The 18,699-nt window shown below is 37.5% G+C and carries 12 protein-coding genes and 1 pseudogene; 6 read left to right on the top strand and 7 right to left on the bottom strand.

Annotation, left to right across the window (positions count from 1 at the left end):
* Positions 1-159 precede the first annotated feature (159 nt).
* Positions 160-2,040 (bottom strand): 5'-nucleotidase C-terminal domain-containing protein, encoded by a 1,881-nt coding sequence (locus acsn021_RS17125; RefSeq protein ID WP_184093638.1) that lies wholly within the window; start codon positions 2,038-2,040, stop codon positions 160-162.
* Between the two features lie 723 nt (positions 2,041-2,763).
* On the opposite strand from acsn021_RS17125, the gene rsgA reads away from it, so the two are divergent.
* Entirely contained in the window at positions 2,764-3,843 is a 1,080-nt protein-coding gene (gene rsgA, locus acsn021_RS17130) for a ribosome small subunit-dependent GTPase A (RefSeq protein ID WP_184093637.1), read from the top strand.
* A gap of 77 nt (positions 3,844-3,920) precedes the next feature.
* Here rsgA and acsn021_RS17135 read toward each other — a convergent pair whose 3' ends face one another.
* The 3 genes from acsn021_RS17135 to acsn021_RS17145 form a co-directional block, all read right to left on the bottom strand.
* Positions 3,921-4,865, bottom strand: coding sequence for an L-lactate dehydrogenase (locus acsn021_RS17135; protein ID WP_184093636.1), 945 nt, complete (start codon positions 4,863-4,865; stop codon positions 3,921-3,923).
* A gap of 102 nt (positions 4,866-4,967) precedes the next feature.
* Positions 4,968-7,349, bottom strand: coding sequence for a histidine kinase N-terminal 7TM domain-containing diguanylate cyclase (locus acsn021_RS17140; protein ID WP_184093635.1), 2,382 nt, complete (start codon positions 7,347-7,349; stop codon positions 4,968-4,970).
* Between the two features lie 272 nt (positions 7,350-7,621).
* Positions 7,622-11,389, bottom strand: coding sequence for a phosphoribosylformylglycinamidine synthase (locus acsn021_RS17145; RefSeq protein ID WP_184093634.1), 3,768 nt, complete (start codon positions 11,387-11,389; stop codon positions 7,622-7,624).
* Between the two features lie 264 nt (positions 11,390-11,653).
* On the opposite strand from acsn021_RS17145, the gene acsn021_RS17150 reads away from it, so the two are divergent.
* From acsn021_RS17150 to acsn021_RS17160, 3 genes are all read left to right on the top strand, one after another.
* On the top strand, positions 11,654-12,418 hold the full coding sequence (locus tag acsn021_RS17150; RefSeq protein ID WP_184093633.1) for an MBL fold metallo-hydrolase: 765 nt from the start codon (positions 11,654-11,656) through the stop codon (positions 12,416-12,418).
* A gap of 74 nt (positions 12,419-12,492) precedes the next feature.
* Positions 12,493-12,861: a VOC family protein gene (locus acsn021_RS17155; RefSeq protein WP_184093632.1), complete on the top strand. Its 369-nt coding sequence runs from the start codon at positions 12,493-12,495 to the stop codon at positions 12,859-12,861.
* Between the two features lie 20 nt (positions 12,862-12,881).
* A complete protein-coding gene (locus acsn021_RS17160; RefSeq protein ID WP_184093631.1) occupies positions 12,882-13,763 on the top strand; it encodes a LysR family transcriptional regulator in 882 nt (293 codons plus the stop codon).
* A 168-nt stretch (positions 13,764-13,931) separates the two neighbouring features.
* Here the strand turns inward: acsn021_RS17160 and acsn021_RS17165 are convergent, their stop codons facing one another.
* The 3 genes from acsn021_RS17165 to acsn021_RS17175 all read right to left on the bottom strand — a co-directional run bounded on the left by acsn021_RS17165 (position 13,932) and on the right by acsn021_RS17175 (position 17,351).
* A complete protein-coding gene (locus acsn021_RS17165) occupies positions 13,932-14,150 on the bottom strand; it encodes a hypothetical protein (protein WP_184093630.1) in 219 nt (72 codons plus the stop codon).
* 72 nt (positions 14,151-14,222) lie between these two features.
* Positions 14,223-15,155 (bottom strand): DUF1848 family protein, encoded by a 933-nt coding sequence (locus acsn021_RS17170; protein ID WP_243182303.1) that lies wholly within the window; start codon positions 15,153-15,155, stop codon positions 14,223-14,225.
* Between the two features lie 3 nt (positions 15,156-15,158).
* Positions 15,159-17,351: an alpha-galactosidase gene (locus acsn021_RS17175; protein WP_184093629.1), complete on the bottom strand. Its 2,193-nt coding sequence runs from the start codon at positions 17,349-17,351 to the stop codon at positions 15,159-15,161.
* A 386-nt stretch (positions 17,352-17,737) separates the two neighbouring features.
* Here acsn021_RS17175 and acsn021_RS17180 point away from each other — a divergent pair.
* Positions 17,738-18,043, top strand: a pseudogene (locus tag acsn021_RS17180) (DUF1622 domain-containing protein); the annotation flags it as partial.
* 133 nt (positions 18,044-18,176) lie between these two features.
* Complete coding sequence (locus acsn021_RS17185) at positions 18,177-18,545, top strand: DUF1622 domain-containing protein (protein WP_243167912.1); 369 nt, start codon at positions 18,177-18,179, stop codon at positions 18,543-18,545.
* The last annotated feature ends 154 nt before the right edge of the window (positions 18,546-18,699 follow it).

Consider the following 18,699-nt stretch of genomic DNA (forward strand, 5'->3'; position numbering starts at 1 on the left):
TATGATACGCATAAATCAAGGTTCCCCAACCTTGTTGACATATACTTTTTTCATAAAACGGCCGGCAGGATATCCCGCCGGCCCCTCCTCTTTAAAATTTCTTTGCATACCGTGTCTGCTTACAAACGTACTGCACCAATCAAGAGAATGAAGTTGCTTTTATTTCCCACTCATCTTAAGCTTCTGCCCGATAAAGATACTATCCGGATTTGATATGTTCTCTTTATTCAGCTCATAAATGTCTCTCCATTTGGTCTGGGTACCGTAGAATTTCAGTGATATCTTACTTAAGTTATCACCTTTTACAACTACATAAATTGTGTGTTCTTCACTGGATTTACTTTCTGTTTTATTCTTATCCTTTGATACGGCAGTTTCTTTGGTTTCTGCCTTGGAATCCGTTTTTGAGCCTGATTTTATATCCGTCTTTGTATTGTTCTTACCGTCTGCTTTTGACTCCCCACTCTTAGAAGGTTCTTCTGTAACTGTTTTTTCCTCTTCCTTTGACACTTCCAAAACAGTTATGCGACTTTCGTCCTTAGCATTTATGGTTTTCACTTCTTTTATATAATCTATAATTATTTCTTCCATGGAGCCATATTCATTGACTGTAGCAAACTCGTTAAACATAGTATAGCCGTCTCCACCAGCTGCCATAAAGTCATTTGTTGCTATCTGGTAGATTTTTTCAGGATTAACCCTTTCACCATTTATGACAGCTTTTACAACTCTGCTTCCTGCTGGTTTTGTAACATCAATCTGAAAAGTGATACCGGATACCTGAGGAAATCCTCCCAGCGTCTCAGGATAAGAAGCTACGCCCACTTCCAGTGCTTCTAACAACGCCTTACCGGTTATATTTTTAGTTACAATAAAATTACCGAAGGGAAATACTGTAACTAAATCTTTCTTTGTAATAGTACCAATCTCAATAGACGCACGGATTCCTCCGCCATTCGTTATGGCTACATCTGCACCGGTAGCTTTTCGAAAAGCATCCGTTGCAAGATTACCAAGATTGGTTTCTTTCGTGCGGACATTCTCTCTGACACCATCTAAATATACAGAAGTCTTACCAACTACCTCAGACAGTAATTTTTCCTGTGCAGCAGTTATGTCTGCCGCCTCTTTATCTATAGCTTCATCTGTAAGTGTAAAAGCTGAACTATTTACCAATGCCGCTTTCATGTTGCCAGACTTATCAATTGCTACCACTCCAATATTTCTTATGTAATCTCCGGTGCTTACAATCAGAGTGTCTTTTACCATCAATCCATCCTGTAAGGTAGTATGACTGTGACCATCCACAATTAAATCAATTCCCTCAACTTTCTCAGCTACCAGCTTCGAAGTAACCTCACTACTCTCATCCAGACCCAGATGTGCCAGTGAAATAATAATCTGTGCACCCGCACTCTTTAATGCTGTTACTTCTTTTTTTGCTGCCTCTACAGGATCTGTAAATTCTATAGTAGTTACATTGTTGGGATTGGTTTTATAGGCAGTTTCCGGTGTTGATAACCCGAATATACCGTATTTAACGCCATTTTTTTCTATAATAATGTTATCCTTTAATAAAAGTTCTTTGGTATCCTTTTTTACTATATTTGCTGAAAGTAATGGAAAATCCATTTTATCCTCTAACTCTAGCAAACGCGTCGTACCATAATTAAAATCATGATTGCCGGGTGTCATTACATCATATCCGGCAAGCTTCATAAATTGTACAATACTTTCACCTTTTTCTAAAGTTGCAATAGGAAGACCATGCAGGGTATCACCTGCATCCATTACAAGTACCTGCGCTCCCTGTTTTTCGTAGTAGGCTCTTAATGCACTGACCGCAGTAAAACCCATATATCCGTTATAACTATCCGGTACTGCTCTTCCATGGCTGTCATTGGTATGTAAAATCACCGTATAGCCTGTTAAGTCCTGCTTGTCCAGAAATAATGCTTCTTCAGCCGATACTTTTGATACATAGCTGAAACAAAAACAAAAAATAAGTAACAATGATAGTACTTTCCCAAAACGTTTCATTGAATCATTATCCTCCTATTATAAATAATATGTATTAACTCAGACAACCTCTTTTTGTATTATCCATAAATTGTAAAGTTGTCTTATTAAATTATAATTGAAGACTACTAAATCATCAACCATTAAATGGTAATAATAATGTAAATTTTCAGCTATAAAACCTTAAAATATTAATTTTTTCTCAATAATATTTTACTTGACTTTCCAAATAAAACCTATTATAATTAAGCATTATTATGTGGCATTGCCACTAGGAAACATTTAGACATGTTCCGGAAAGGAGTTGTTAATTATGACTTTAGCTTATATGGTGGTTTTTGACTGAACTGAATATGAGGCGAGGCTTAAGTTGGCTTCGGACTCCTGCCCTTTCGTGATATGTATGTAAAATAGATACTATTTGAACTTAATCTTCGTTCATAGATTAAATTGCAAACACGCGAATCGACGTGTTTTTTTTATGCTCTTTTTTATCATTTCAGACAGCCACCTAAAGCTGGTTATGAACATCAAAAGAATCTAATTCAGAAAATCCCAGTCAGAAAAGAACGTATGAAAGGAAATCAAAATACAAATAAAACTTTAATAACTAATGCCAATTGAGTAATAATGACATACAAACTACACTCATAAGGCAAACAATAAAAAAGAAAGGCAGCCGCATAAAGAGTATATTTATATCTGCGGCAATAGCATACCCCTATGCTATATAAATGGTGATGAATGATTAATTTATCTGATTACGGTTATCAAGATATTTTTGAAAGACAAATAACAGAGAACGAACAACAAACAGGGCTGATACCTGCCAGGGTTACTTCTATACAGAAAGAAAACTATCAGGTAGTATCTGCTTATGGTAATAATAACGCCAAGCTAAAAGGCTCTCTTTTTTACCTGGATTCCAAATTTGTGACCTATCCTGCCGTTGGAGATTTTGTGCTGATAAAACCGAATTACCAGGGTGATGACATTATATACCGAGTATTAGAGAGACGCACCTGCTTCTCTCGGTTAAATCCCTCACAGCCTAATGCAGTAAATGGCTCTAGTGCTCAGATTGTGGCTTCTAATTTCGACTATGTATTTGTAATGCTCTCTCTTAATTATGATTTTAATGTACGCAGGGCAGAGAGATATGTTGCCGCCGCCTGGCAAAGCGGAGGAATACCCATTGTAGTTTTGACAAAGCAGGACTTATGTATAGATTATGAAGAAAAAGCAGCCCTATTGCAATCTGCATTGCCGGGTATTGATATCCACGTTATCAGTGCTCATACCGGCTTTGGTATAGAGAATTTACAAAAATACTTAAAACCCGCTCACACCTTGGTATTTATGGGTTCCTCTGGTATTGGAAAGTCTTCCCTAATTAATGTTTTGTCCGGCAATGTGCTAATGAAGGTGAATAGCATACGTGAGGAAGACAGCAAAGGCCGTCATACTACCACTTATAGACAATTATTCCGTTTAGAGAATGGCGTGCTTTTAATTGACACACCCGGTATGCGTGAACTTGGTATATGGGATGCAGAAGAAGGCATCAGCGAAACTTTTGCAGATATTGAAGACCTGACTTCCTCCTGTCGTTTTCACAATTGCCGCCATCAAGAAGAACCCGGGTGTGCAGTTAAGGAAGCAATACAAAACGGCTCTCTCACTAACGAACGATGGAGTTCTTATCTTAAGCTCTTAAAAGAAGCTCGCAGAAGTGCCAGGAAGGCTGCTATGTTAAAAAGTAAAAAAGAAACAACAAAAACAAGAGAGAAGCATGTGAATTATAACAAAGAAGAATGGTATTAAGAAGTTAAAACTAGAATTTCAATAAGGAGGATGCCCTAAAAGGACTATGATTCGCGCTTTTAGGGCACCTTTTATTACTACATAATTTTATTGGTATATTCTCTTATTACATTAACGGAATGCTTGAACTTAACAAGCTCTTCTTCCGTTAGATGAACCTCTACAATATCCTTTACACCACTCCGATTTAAAATAACAGGAACACCGCAGAATACGTCATATTCTCCGAATTCTCCTTCTAATAAAGTGGATACCGGAATTATTTTATTTTCATCATTTAAGATTGCCTTAATAATTCCTGCGGCTGTTGTTGCAATTCCATAGCAGGTAGTTCCCTTTACATTTAATATTTCAAAGCCAACCTTTGTAACCTTTGTAACAATATCATCCAGAATTACATCATCAAACTCTTTGTTATCCTCTAAAATATCTGATATTCTTTTCCCTCCGACGGTTACATGAGACCAGGGACACATCTGACTGTCACCATGTTCCCCCATAGTATAAGCCTGAACGCTTCTTGGATCCACATTAAAAAGTTCTCCTACAAAATATTTAATTCTTGCTGAATCCATAGCAGTACCGGTTCCAATTACTTGATTCTTAGGAAGCCCTGATAACTTATATACATAATGAGCGATAATATCAACCGGGTTAGATACTATAATAAAATGCCCCCGAAATCCAGCTTCCATAATCGGACTTACAATGGATTTGGCAATATTTGCAGATAGCTCTAGTGTATCTAATCTGGTCTGTCCTGCCTTTGGGGGAGCACCTGCTGTAATTACAACAATATCCGCATCACCGCAATCCCTGTAATCACCCTCTGTTACTTTTACATTTCGATTCAGATATTCAACACAATGGCATAAGTCCATTACTTCACCCTTTGCCTTTTCTTTGTTGATATCAACAATCATAACTTCGTCACATACTCCTTGCGTAATCAGGCTGAAAGCGGTTGAAGAACCTACCATGCCAGCTCCAACAATTACTACTTTGCTGCGGTTAATTGTCATATATTTCATCCTATCCTTTCTTTTAACACCAAGGGCTATTTACATTCTACTGCCTGCAAACCTCGGGACGCAGGCACAAAGTTCCACTTAAAAATATTTATTTTATAGCTTTTCTATATCCCAATCTGTTACAATTTGGTTCCGTCCCTTAGACTTGGCCTGGTATAATAACCTGTCCGCCCGGTCAATAAGTACTTTAACCCGGTTGATTCTCGTTCCTGTTAATCCAATGCTTATGGTGATTTTAAGCTCTTTCTGCTGAAACCTGAAGTTTTCAATACTTAGGCGAATGTTATCTGCTAACTGTCTGGCATCATCTCTTACTATATCCGGTAATATAATGAGAAATTCTTCTCCGCCGTATCTGCCGGCATAATCCGTATCCCTGATGTTTACTTGAATCAGTTTTGACACTGTATTTAACACTCTGTCACCGGTCTGATGACCAAATTGATCATTAATTGTTTTAAAATAGTCAATGTCAAGCATCATTATAAACAAGTTATTCTGATTTATTTCCGATTTATGAATTTCTGTTTCTAGCAGCTCTATTATATGCTGGTGATTATATAAATTAGTAAGCCCGTCTCTTATTGATTTCTCATGTAATAAATCATTTCTTTTACGAAGTTCATAATTCATCAGTTCAATTTCTTCTTTGCTGCGCCTTAATGTTTCCTGAACCTTTTTCCGTTCTGTAATATCACGCACCACAAAAACAAATCCAAACGGTTCATTGGTCTCATCTTTAGCAACAGTCCCATTAACTTCTGCGTCGATACATGTTCCATCCTTCTTTTTGTATTTGTATTCAATAGGCATTATATCTTCCTGCAAAATTCTGGTGAAATTTTCTCTTACCCTCTCCACATCCTCCTCTAATACAAGCTCAAAGATATTAGAAGGCTGTTCTCCCTTGCCGGTATCATACCCTAACATGGGATATAAACTTTTATTAGTATAACTGATTTTTCCGCTTACATCTGTAACAACTACCAGGTCAGGTATAGCATCCATTAATTTTCTTAACATTTCTTCTGATTTTACAATATGCCCGAGTAATATCTTTTGTTCCGTGATATCCGCCACACAGGAAAGAATTACTTCCTCTCCTTGGAAGTGTACAGGCACCATAGTTACCGTTCCTACAAAAATACTTTTATCAAACCTTTTGAATGTAACCTCCCGGTCTCTAACCACTTTACTCTCGTTTAAGTCACTTATAAGACTTTTACGTATCTCCGGATTCTGATAGCGTTGGATAGCCATTGTTCCCACAAAATCCTCCCGTGATACTTGATATAATTCTTCTGCGTGTTTATTTACATAAAAGATAGTATTGTCATCTCTTTTCGTGAATATTATAGCAAAAGGTGTAGTCTCTGCCACGGTTCGGAAAAGCTCTTCACTACGACGTAATTTTTCCGCAGTTATTTCATGGATTGTAATGACCTGCTTTAGGTTATCAATCAGGCTGATGTCCTGACCCACTATAAGAATACCTAAAAGTATATGGTTTTTGGAATTTACAATAGGGGAAATCGACAGATTTAATGGTATCTTTCCACCGTAATTGGTAGTTACCTTAATATCATTTAATTTTACTGTCTTATGTATTAAACTCTTTCGACCAAAAATTTCCTCTATCTCTTTTGCAGCTAAGATATCTGATATATTAGTATTAATTAATTCTGGAAGTTCATATCCTAATAGTGCATGAACCTGTTTATTTACTCGCACTATCTTACCGTTTAAATCAACCACGAAAGTAAGATCCATAATTTCATCAAACATTTCATTTACAATAAGGGTATTGGAATATAGCATAAAATTATAACGTATTATGGCGTAATATATCCCCCATAACATAATCAGACAAACAATCTGACTAATATTCGGCATGTTTAAAACTCCTGCGGCCGGCAGGATATATTCTATTACCAGATATAAAAGAAACGTGATACAACTAGTAGTAACAATACTCTGTGACTGCTTTCTCTGGATGTTATTCTTTGATTTTCGTCCCCAAACATATAAAATGGAGAGACCAGATATTGTGTATATAAGATTATATAGAAAATCGCCATAGTAAAATATGACGCTGATATAGACATTGGTTTCTTTATCCGGCCAAAAGAACAATGTTGTTAACAGTAAAAAAACTACGGCCGGTAAAAACAACATCGCTTTTACTTTTCTATTGTCACAGTACTTATTATCCGTGATAATTAATACTAAATATAAAACAAGTGCAGGAAAAAAACACCATCCAAAGGCAGACAGCTTATTCCACAGGCTGAAATAATAGGCGTTTCGTGCTACATATGCTAACGCATAAGTAAACGACCAGAAGGATAAAGAAATCGTAAGCAGTAAAAATACACTACCTATCCTTGACCTTCGGTTTTGTCCATATGTATTAATTCCGACAGTTAAATAAATTACGGAAGCCAAAGCAGATAAAAAGGAAAACAACTCCATCATTATGTAATCACCCGCATAAAACTTAACACTTATCGTTTAGTACCAATTTTGCTATTTAACTATATCAGAAATAATATTAGGAATCAATTTATTTTTTTATTAAATGCATATTTAAACCCTAAATCTAACAGGTAATGTATTACTATAACTATAATAATCTGGTTAAAGAAATAGGTTATTGCAGAATAAATGTACTACCACTTCGGTATTTACATCATATTTTGCAATAACCACATTGTTAACTGCTTCCTGATTCTTCTATATAACACAATCTATTTATAGTATTCTACTCCTGATTCGAAGATGTATTGATTCTGGTTACCTGTTATGTTGATAGCAACACCGTCCCCTCTTCTTTCGGAGTGCGCCATTTTGCCTAGCACTCTGCCGTCAGGGCTTGTTATACCCTCTATAGCACAGTAAGAACTATTTGGATTAAAGTCCTCATCCATAACCGGATTTCCAGCAAGATCTACATACTGCGTTGCTACCTGCCCATTATCGAATAAAGTCTTAAGCCATTGCTCACTAGCCACAAAACGTCCTTCACCATGGGAAGCCGGTATGGTATAAACATCTCCCAGGGAAGCCTTTCTAAGCCAAGGTGATTTGTTGGAAACTACTTTTGTATAGACAGACTTAGAGATATGTCTTCCTATCGTATTAGTTGTTAAAGTAGGCGAATCCTCTTTTTGTGGTGTAATTTCACCATATGGAACTAAGCCCAGTTTTATCAGTGCCTGAAAGCCGTTACATATACCAAGAACTAACCCGTCTCTTTCTTTAAGCAGACGGTTTACGGCTTCCTTTATCCTTTCATTACGAAATGCTGTTGCAATGAATTTACCGGAACCATCCGGTTCATCTCCTGCGGAGAAGCCTCCCGGGAACATAAGTATCTGTGCCTGTTGTATTGCCTTTTCAAAGGTTTCAACCGATTCCCTTATATTGTCCGCCGTCAGGTTTTTAAATACTACTGTCTGAACCTCTGCTCCCGCTGCTTCAAAAGCTCTTAAACTGTCATACTCACAGTTTGTGCCGGGAAATACCGGAATGAATACTCTAGGTTTTGCTATCTTTTGTTTGCTGGTATATATTGTTTTTGCATGATATAGTTCTGTCTTAAATGTGTTCGTTTCTGTAAGGGAACGAGTTGGATATACTGTTTCCAAGGTACTTCCCCATGCAGTTAAGGCTTCTTCCAGTTCCAGTACTTCACTGCCATATACAAAGGATGGCTCATCTGTTACAATACCAGCTTCCTGATATCTTACACCCATATCAGAAAGTATGCTTAAGTCTTCTTCTCTAACTTCTGCAAGTATGGACCCGATAGCCGGTGCAAATAACTCCTCTTTTGTAAGTTCTTTATTTATCTTCACACCAAGCTTGTTACCAAAAGCCATTTTACTGACCGCTTCTGCGATACCGTAACTGCCTAAAGCATAGGCAGAAAGAATGATATTCTTCTTAACTGCTTCATTGAAGTTCTCGTACAAGCCCTTTAGTGTTTCATAATCCGGCAAATCATAAGAATCCCTTGGTAAGGTGATAACCACTAACCGGCTGCCGGGCTGTTTTAATTCCGGTGTCACGATATCCTGCGCTTTTGCAATATCCACTGCAAAAGATACTAGTGTAGGAGGCACATCAATATCCTGGAACGTACCGGACATGCTGTCTTTACCGCCTATGGAGGGCAGTCCAAGTTTCATTTGCGCATCATATGCACCTAACAACGCAGTTAGAGGTTCTCCCCATCGCTTGGGGTCATTGCCAAGCCTTCTAAAATACTCCTGAAATGTAAAACGAATTTTTTTATAATCGCCACCCGAAGCTACTATTTTAGCCACAGAGGAAATCACTGCATATACTGCTCCGTGATAGGGGCTCCAACTAGACAAATATGGATCAAAACCATAGCTCATCATCGTAACTGTATCACAGGCTCCTTTTAAAACCGGCAGTTTGGCAACCATGGTTTGAATCGGTGTTAATTGATATTTACCACCAAAGGGCATGGTCACGGTAGATGCACCAATAGAACTGTCAAACATTTCTACCAGACCTTTTTTAGAGCATACATTTAATTCTTTTAACAAAGAAACCCACTGTTCTTTGACTGTGTTATCTTCTTTCTTATCTCTTTTAAAGAAATTTTCCCGTTCCTTAGGAAGGGTTATCACTGCTTCTGCTTCTTGATGAGCTCCGTTGGTATCTAAGAAAGCTCTGGATACATTAACAATTTCTCTTCCTCTCCACACCATAATTAGCCGAGGCTCTTCCGTTACTCTTGCAACTTCCACTGCCTCTAAATTCTCTTCTGCCGCATAAGCAAGCATCTCTCCCACTTTCGCTTTATCAACTACTACTGCCATACGTTCCTGGGATTCTGAAATGGCTAACTCTGTTCCGTCAAGACCGGCATATTTCTTTGGGACTTTATCTAAATCAATGTGTAATCCGTCTGCTAATTCACCAATTGCAACCGATACGCCGCCGGCACCAAAGTCATTGCATTTTTTTATAATACGGCTTACTTCTTCTCTTCGAAACAAACGTTGCAGCTTTCTCTCTGTGGGCGCATTACCCTTTTGCACTTCTGCACCACAGGTTTCAATAGACTCGGTAGTATGCACTTTAGAGGAGCCGGTTGCACCGCCGCAGCCATCTCTTCCGGTTCTGCCGCCCAGTAATATAATACTATCCCCAGGGTCTGAACTTTCGCGAATGACATTCTTTCGGGGAGCTGCACCAAGAACGGCACCGATTTCCATACGTTTTGCTACATAGTTAGGATGATAAATCTCATCTACCAGTCCAGTAGCCAGTCCAATCTGATTGCCGTAGGAGCTGTATCCACTAGCAGCACCGGTAACGATTTTTCTCTGAGGCAATTTGCCTTTTAAGGTTTCTTTTAAGGATACGGTAGGGTCACCGGCTCCGGTTACACGCATTGCCTGATATACATACCCCCTGCCAGATAACGGATCTCTGATAGCACCGCCAAGACAGGTAGCAGCTCCACCAAACGGTTCGATTTCTGTCGGATGATTATGGGTTTCGTTTTTGAAAAATACCAGCCATTCCTGTGTTTCCCCATCAATGTCTACAGGTACAACAATAGAGCAGGCATTGATTTCTTCCGATTCTTCCATGTCAGAAAGTTTCCCTTCTGCCTTAAGCTGCTTCATGGCAAGCAGAGCAATATCCATTAAAGAGACATATTTATCGGTTCTTCCTTTATAAAGATTTTCCCGCGTCTTTAAATAGACTTCATAAGCATTTTTAATCGGTTCTTTATAATATCCTTCTTCTATCTGAATATTCTTTAATTCTGTTAAAAATGTGGTGTGACGGCAATGATCAGACCAATAGGTATCCAGTACCCTTATCTCAGTCATGGATGGATTTCGCTTTTCTTCCTCTACAAAATAATTTTGTATATGAAGAAAATCCTGAAAAGTCATGGCAAGATTTAAAGAACTGTATAATTCCTTTAGTTCTGCCCCTGACATGGTAATAAAACCATCAAATATTTTTACATCGGATGGTTCTTCGAATTTATTTTCCAGCGTAACCGGTTTTTTCTCATCGGTTTCCCTTGAGTCCACAGGATTAATACAATATGCTTTAATTTTTTCAAGTTCTTCTTCGCTAAATACACCTTTTAACACATAAGTGATTGCTGTGCGAATGATTGGTTCTTCCGTTTCATTTAACAACTTCACACATTGTTCTGCTGAGTCTGCTCGCTGATCAAATTGGCCGGGAAGATATTCTACAGAAAAATAGCTTTCCCCCTCTTTATAAGGAAAAGTGTCTTCATACAAAAGGTCTACCGGCGGCTCTGAAAAGACAATACCAAGGGCTTTCTCATAGGTAGCATCACTTATATTCTCTATATCATAACGAATCAGAACCCTGACAGATTCCAGACTCTTCATACCAAGATAGCTTATTATTTCACCGAACAATTCCTTTGCCCTGACAGCATAGGGGGCTTTTTTCTCTACATAGATTCTTTTTACGCTGCTCATATCTGTTATCCTTTCCTGTACCGAATTTTTGCCGCAACACCAAGTTATCTTATGTCATTATAACATACGGTGTTTTATAAAAGAAATTAATATATATAAAAGTGTTAATAAGTAATACTAATATTTGGTGTGCGCCAGTCCTTTCTTCATGAACGATGGACTATACGCCTATCTTATGAAACCCACTATACAAATACCGGTTTTTGAGGTAGAATAAAACAAAGGAAAATGATTATTAATGTAACACACAGATGGGAGTTTAATATGAAAGTTACCTATATACACCATAGCTGTTTTAGCGTAGAAATGGAACATGTTATTTTTTTATTCGATTATTACAAAGGTAATCTTCCGGATTTTAACCCGGATAAACATATTTTTGTATTTGCCAGCCACAAACATGGGGATCATTTTGACCCTGTTATATTCGACTTAAATGGTAAGTATCCCCATGTTACATTTATTTTATCAAAGGATATACGCATGTCCAAAGGATATATGGAAAAGCTGCAAATTACAGATGAAATGAAAGAACGCATCCTTTATACTTCAAAAAACGTTACCCTTACGTTACCTGTAGATATTTTTAATGAACCCCTTGATTCTTCTTTGACTGTTGAAACCCTTACTTCTACCGATGCAGGTGTGGCTTTTATTGTTACGTGGCAGCAACAAACCATTTATCATGCCGGTGATTTAAACTGGTGGACCTGGATCGGAGAAGAAACGGATGAGGAATACCAAGATATGACCAATCGATTCCAGAGCGAGATTCAAAAAATTAAGAGCCGCAAATTTGATTTGGCATTTCTTCCTTTAGATCCAAGACAAGGAATACGTTTCTATTGGGGATTTGATTATTTTATGAAGAATACGAATACTATTCTTGCTTTCCCTATGCATTTTTGGCTGGACTATACTGTTATCTCCCAATTAAAGGTTTTAGAAGAAACCAAGGAATATTCTGATAGAGTTATGGATATAAAAGAAGAAGGACAGGTTTTTTATACGAAATCCCCTAATTGTTAACACATGCCATCTAAGTTAGTTCAATTGCTTTTTATTCACATGCTCAAAAAATATTATTGAAAGGAACTATATATATGAAATTTAAATTTGCACATAATAACATTAATGTACTGGATTTAGAAAAATCTTTAAATTTTTACGAGGAAGCACTTGGTCTAAAGGAGACCAGAAGAATTGTACCAGAAGACGGAAGTTTTATTATTGTTTATCTTGGGGATAGTGAAACCTCCCATCTCTTAGAATTAACTTGGTTAAGTGATTGGGATCATCCTTATGATTTAGGTGATAATGAATTCCATCTCGCATTTACTGTTGACAATTACGAAGCTGCTTATAAAAAACACAAAGAAATGGGCTGTATCTGCTTTGAAAATCCTACCATGGGTATTTATTTTATTAATGATCCTGACGGGTATTGGCTTGAGGTAGTACCCCAGAGATAACCCCTGAAAGGAAGCTCCCTATGGATATTAACTACGAACTTTATAAAGTGTTTTATTATGTTGCCAAAACCTTAAGCTTTTCTGAGGCAGCTGCGTCACTTTTCATATCGCAGTCTGCCGTGAGTCAATCAATTAAGGTACTGGAAAACAATTTAGGACAGACGCTTTTTATACGAAGTACCAAAAAAGTGACCCTTACCAAAGAAGGCGAACTTTTATACAAGCATATAGAACCTGCAATCAATCTAATCAGTCGGGGAGAAAACCAGATTTTAGAAGCCTCTGCTCAAGGTGAAAGCCAGCTTCGCCTTGGAGCCAGTGATACCATATGCCGTTATTATCTGGTACCTTTTTTAGAAGATTTTCATCGGAAATATCCTGATATACATATAAAGGTTACCAATGGAACTTCTTTTCAATGCGCTAAAATGTTAGAAACCAATGAGGTAGACATTATTGTAACCAATTCTCCTAATTCTGCTTTAGTTAACAGTATGCACATTGAACCTATTTTAGAGTTTAAAGATGTTTTTATTGCTAATACAGATTTTTTTCCGGTAAAAGAGGGGCCCCTATCCTTTGATGAGCTTTTACAGTATCCTATTCTGATGCTGACAAAGCATTCTTCTACCAGTGAATTTCTGCACAACCTATTTTTACAACATTCTCTGGATTTAGTCCCGGCTATTGAGTTAAGCAGTAACGATCTTTTAATTGATTTGGCTAAAATTGGTCTTGGTGTTGCTTTTATACCTGATTTTTGTATCAGCAACAAAAAAAATAATCTGGTACCGATACATCTAAAAGAATCAATGCCTACTAGAAAGCTGGTAGCTGCCTATAATGAGAATATTCCTCTCTCCTCCGCAGCAAAATATTTTATTGAACAGCTGGTTAAGTAGAAATCGAGCTTCTTTAATTATTCAGATACTAGTGCTTTTTACAATAGAAAAACATCATGACGTTTGCAATTGAACGGCATGATGTTTTTCTTACCTGTATATATCTTACAGGTATCCTTAAATTATACTGGAAGCTTTCTGTTCTGTTCCTCATAGGATGTTGGAATTTTAGTTGCCTTTACTGCTTAGTGGATTGCTTCTTTCCTCAAACCATGCCCCATTGTCTGGGTTGCATTCAGACGGCGGTTCCTTAGCAGGTTTGTATACAGTGCCTGACTCTAAGTGTATTGCTCTCATGTTTTTACCGTCTTCTGTCTTATTCTTAAGGGTATCTTCTGTGGTAGTTGTAATTTTAATGTTCGCATTAAGTTTATCGTTTTCCTGCATAATATCATTCCTTTTCCTGCTTAACTGGTTACCACTTTATAGTTCCCAGGTTATATTATCCTTATACGCAGTTTATAGATTTCCCATGACATAACAATACTTACATCCATGATAGCATTTCATCCCACCCTGACCTTTTGCATATATCCCGATATCTCTGCTGTGGGTACAACCGCAGTCTTTTCTTTGTCCGTTATCTTTTGATTTTTTTACCCGTCCTCCAAAGAACTGCATAAGCTGTTCTCCATCAATACAATGCCCCTGTTTGATTCCTTCTACCCGTTCTAATAACAGACTTGCGCAGGAATAAAGACTAAAACCATATTTATAAGAAATAGAAGCCATTTCCTTAAAAAATTCTACTTGTCTTTCTTCTGTAAGGGAGATAATACCATATGCCTCATCGTTTATTATGTGCTTCATGTGACCATATAAATCCAGATATGAAGTCGTCACTCTGCACTTCTCCATACCAAGAGTTTTTAGATCCCTACACAATCTCTCAAAGGCTAATAATCTTGCCTGCTCCGGTCTGTGCAGAGTCGGATTTTTCTCTCCGTGCAAAGAGATAATAACTGGATCAAAGCGAATTGTAAACTGCTCTGGTTTATAGCACTTTAGTAACTCATCCAATATCTGTAAGGTCTCCCCATAATCAGGAACATAAGGTTCCAGTACATTTGAGTACTGATTGATTGTATACTGAAAATATAAATTATAATTTTTTAGATATCCCGGCTCCTTTTGCAGATTTTTAAAATTTTTACTCCAAAGGACAATAGAATGAACTTTATCCGGCTGCAATTCTACCTCATAGTACTTGTTTTCAAACCGGGGATTTGGAAGGGTTATGCTTCCCTTCTCAAGTGTCTCTAACAGCCAGGTATAATAAAAGGCTGGTATGTCTGTCCTTCTGGAAGCTGATATTACCGTAGTCTGTCTCTTGTTCCTAATGACTTCTTTTGGCATCCCTTCTTCAAATAAACTCAATTGTCCATCTATCACTTGTTATTCCTCTGCCTTTAAGAGAAACAACACACTCTTAAAATCTCCCCAGCCAAAACCTCTGGGCAGTTGAAGTCCAAAATTCATAAGCTGTGTACCTGTCACAGAAGTTTTTCCATTGACGGAGTACGTATATTCTTTAGCAAGTCCGTTTAAAGGAAATCGGTATAATCTATCATTAGCCGTATAATGTACGAGATAGAAAAATACGGCCGCTTCCCTCTTATCCTCTGACACGTACATCCAGCCGGTTATATTTCCTTCAAAAGGACTTAATAATCTGTAAAAATCCCCATACTGAACCAACTGTCTAAGCTCTTTATATAGCGCAATCTGCTCTTTAACCTCCTGCTTTTCTTCGTCTGACAACTTAGTTACATCCAACTCATAACCAAAATTACCTGCCATTGCTACATGCCCTCTAAATTCCAAGGACGTACTTCTTCCGGTCTGATGATTAGGAACGGCAGAGACATGGGCTGTCATGGAGCTTGCAGGATATACCAGGCTGGTTCCATATTGTATTTTTAACCGCTCCACCCCATCCGTGTCGTCACTTGTCCAACCTTGAGGCATATAATACAGTATACCCGGATCAAATCTTCCGCCGCCACCAGAACAGCTTTCAAATAATACCTCAGGGAACTTATTCGTTAATACCTCCATAACACGATAAACCCCAAGGATATAACGGTGAGCTGTCTCTTTCTGCCTGTTTGCCGGAAGTAAAGCTGAACCTATTTCGGACATATTTCGGTTCATATCCCATTTTACATAACTAATATTTGCAGTTGAGAGCACTTCTGAAAGCATGGTTATAATGGCCTCTTGTACATCTTCTCTGGAATAATCAAGAATTGCCTGCTTCCGTCCCAGACTTTTACTTCGGTCTGGCACATGCAGACACCAGTCAGGGTGTGCACGGTATAAATCGCTGTCGGGCGAAACCATCTCCGGTTCAAACCAAAGTCCAAACCCCATACCATACCCGTTAATCTCCTCAGACAGTATCTTTAATCCACCCGGTAATTTTTCCCGATTCACAAACCAATCACCCAGACTGGAATTATCCGTATTCCGCTTACCAAACCAGCCGTCATCCAAAACCAGTAATTCCATTCCAAGCTGCGCTGCTTCTTTTGCTATATCTTTCAATTTCTGTTCTGTAAAATTAAAATACGTGGCTTCCCAGTTATTTATAAGAATTGGTCTTTCTGCATTTTTGTATTTACCACGTGCCAGACGGTTTCTATATAATCGGTGGTAAGTTCTAGACATTTCCCCAAACCCTTTTTTAGAATAAACCATAACAACTTCCGGCGTTTGAAATTCTTCTCCCTCTTCTAACAACCACTCAAAATCAAAGGGATTGATCCCCATAACTACGCGGGCAGTTTTATACTGTTCAACCTCCACTCCTGCCAGAAAGCTGCCACTGTAAACCAAGCTGAATCCATATACCTGTCCGGTATTTTCTGTTGCCTTTTTTTCTGACAGTGCCATAAAGGGATTCTCAGAATGTCCGCTGGCACCTCTACGGCTTTCAATGGATTGGATCCCATTTACCAAAGATCTTTTTACAATATGACGTTCTCTTCCCCAGCTTCCGGATAGAGTCACTAAATCATAGTCAAAATGGTCAAAATCCACTGCCATACTGAGCGCTCTGTGTAATCTTAAATTGGTTTCTCCCAGATTCAAAAATTTCACAGATCGTATAATGGCATCGTATTCCTTAAATACTGTATAGCTTAAAACAACTTTTAAACCGATTAACCTGTCAGACAGTGTAATAAGTAGTGTTTCTGCTTCATCTTTACTCTCGGTATAAACTGCCGGCAGTCCTTGTAACACAGGTTTTCCTTTAACAATTTCATAGGATTCATATGTCAGATCTGTGATTCTTGAACCATTCTCTAGCTGTATCATATAAGCCGGCATACGTAAATCTGTATTCCCATAAGCCGGATACTCTATTGGTCTGGTATCTAATGAAAAACTATCGTCCTCATCAGGATTGGCATGAAAGGAACCCCTCCCAGAGGCCAGCTCCATCTCCTCCACTACCGGAAGTTCAATCTTACTCCCCCAATATATGTGTGATAAGTACTTTTCTTTTAATATCTTCATAATATAGGTTGAATGTTTTGTTTGTAAAATAAAACTGCTTTGCACTTCATCATATATAATTCCCATAAATACTCCTCTCTCCTGTTTCATCAATAAACAATTTAAGGTCTCTATTCCTTTGTCTTTTCTTATTGTATACTAAAATATAACCAATAACAATGTAATTTTCATGCTTAAATTTAGCAATTTGTTGAGTCCTCCAAATTGATTTAATATTATATTCCTTGTGATTCCTTATGATAATTAACCAATTATAGTACCCGGGTGTAAAACCTCTCACAAATAATATATCAACCATTTTACAATGCAAACGACCAAATATACCTGCGTTTTACCAATTGTCATAACCATTAAGTTCTTTTATGTTGTATTCTCCCAGAATAAGTGGTATTATGGTATAGGTTGTTCTTCTAAAGAAAAATACAAATATAATTTAAGGAGAGTAATTTAAAATGGAAGCGCTTCATAGTTTATTAGCTGAAATCGTTGATTTAGCAATCATTGTATTTGAGCTAATGGGTGTTGGTGTGTTAATTATTTCAGGTATCCGGGGTATATATTCTTACTTTACTAGGAATCCCTTAACCCGTCTGAATCTTGCAAAGGGTATGGCCATGGGACTGGAATTTAAACTTGGCAGTGAAATCTTAAGAACTGTTATTGTCAGAGATTTTTCTGAAATTCTAACCGTGGCAGGAATTATTATTTTAAGAGCCACTCTTACATTTTTAATACATTGGGAAATTAAAAATGAAGAAGCGAATCACGACTTACATGAAACAATTCGTGATGATGATGTGGCAGTTGGAAAAAAAGAAGAAAATGTTACAAATCAAAAGGTCATAAAATTAGATAAATTAAGCCTGAAATAATATATGGAGGTGTAAATAGTTGGAAGCCCTACACGAACTTTTAAAGTTTTTGCATGAGCTGTTAAATGAAACCGTTGATGTTGCAATTCTTTTATTTGAATTTATGGGTGTTATTGTATTATTGATAGCTGGTCTGCATGGTATTATTGATTATTTCAGAAAGTGTCCTTTAACCCGGTTGAATCTTGCAAAGGGTATGGCCATGGGACTTGAATTTAAGCTTGGCAGCGAGATTTTAAGAACTGTTGTAGTAAGGGACTATAAAGAATTTATGATTGTTGCAGGTATTATCCTGCTTCGTGGAACCCTTACCTTTTTAATTCACTGGGAAATTAAAAATGAAGAAGCTCATCATGATTTTAATAAAAAGTTGGAAGACAAAAGTTGAATAAAAGACATTCAACCCTCTTAGCTTGTAGACCAAAGGTCGCAGATGGAATCTAAAAGCCTTAAAAATAACTGCCAATATTACGATCCATTTGCAACTAAAGTATTTACACTTCAGGCAATATACTGTATCATTATAATAACAAGGGTGTCCT

It is taken from the genome of Anaerocolumna cellulosilytica, from assembly GCF_014218335.1.
GTDB classification, from domain to species: domain Bacteria; phylum Bacillota; class Clostridia; order Lachnospirales; family Lachnospiraceae; genus Anaerocolumna; species Anaerocolumna cellulosilytica.

Coding starts and splice junctions, on each gene's coding strand:
- acsn021_RS17160 (WP_184093631.1), top strand. CDS start 12,882: ATGGATATTAACTACGAACTTTATAAAGTGTTTTATTATGTTGCCAAA.
- acsn021_RS17150 (WP_184093633.1), top strand. CDS start 11,654: ATGAAAGTTACCTATATACACCATAGCTGTTTTAGCGTAGAAATGGAA.
- rsgA (WP_184093637.1), top strand. CDS start 2,764: ATGATTAATTTATCTGATTACGGTTATCAAGATATTTTTGAAAGACAA.
- acsn021_RS17135 (WP_184093636.1), bottom strand. CDS start 4,865: ATGACAATTAACCGCAGCAAAGTAGTAATTGTTGGAGCTGGCATGGTA.
- acsn021_RS17140 (WP_184093635.1), bottom strand. CDS start 7,349: ATGATGGAGTTGTTTTCCTTTTTATCTGCTTTGGCTTCCGTAATTTAT.
- acsn021_RS17125 (WP_184093638.1), bottom strand. CDS start 2,040: ATGAAACGTTTTGGGAAAGTACTATCATTGTTACTTATTTTTTGTTTT.
- acsn021_RS17145 (WP_184093634.1), bottom strand. CDS start 11,389: ATGAGCAGCGTAAAAAGAATCTATGTAGAGAAAAAAGCCCCCTATGCT.
- acsn021_RS17165 (WP_184093630.1), bottom strand. CDS start 14,150: ATGCAGGAAAACGATAAACTTAATGCGAACATTAAAATTACAACTACC.
- acsn021_RS17175 (WP_184093629.1), bottom strand. CDS start 17,351: ATGGGAATTATATATGATGAAGTGCAAAGCAGTTTTATTTTACAAACA.
- acsn021_RS17155 (WP_184093632.1), top strand. CDS start 12,493: ATGAAATTTAAATTTGCACATAATAACATTAATGTACTGGATTTAGAA.